This window comes from Lampropedia puyangensis (assembly GCF_004833285.1).
Taxonomy (GTDB): Bacteria; Pseudomonadota; Gammaproteobacteria; order Burkholderiales; family Burkholderiaceae_C; genus Lampropedia; species Lampropedia puyangensis.
In genome coordinates, this window is sequence record NZ_STFG01000073.1 from 1 (window position 1) to 341 (window position 341).

Genomic DNA, 341 nt, shown 5'->3' on the forward strand with positions numbered 1-341 from the left:
GATTTGAATCTGCGAGCCGACTACTGTTTGTTTGACCGCAAGACTGGCCGGGCTGAATGCGTAGGCAATGGGGAAACGTGCAGACGGCAAACAGCCCAAGGAGTGGAAACACTGTCTTGCCCTTCACCGGACCAATGCCAGTTCAACCAAGGCAGCAACTGCAAGCCTTATGGCAGGCTCAATGTGGTGATTGATGCTGTAACGAACGGAGCCAACACATCAAACACTTCCAGCGAAACCTATTCACCTTCACCCATAGATGAATTGGGCAGCTTTGTATTCCGAACCACGGGCTACAACAGCATTCGGACATTGGCAGCACGACTGCGCTATTTGGCGGC

Annotated in this window: 1 protein-coding gene; it reads left to right on the forward strand. The window is 52.5% G+C overall.

Annotated elements, in window-relative coordinates:
• On the forward strand, positions 1–341 hold a 341-nt coding region (locus E9531_RS17715; protein ID WP_483189248.1), incomplete at both ends, for a recombination directionality factor.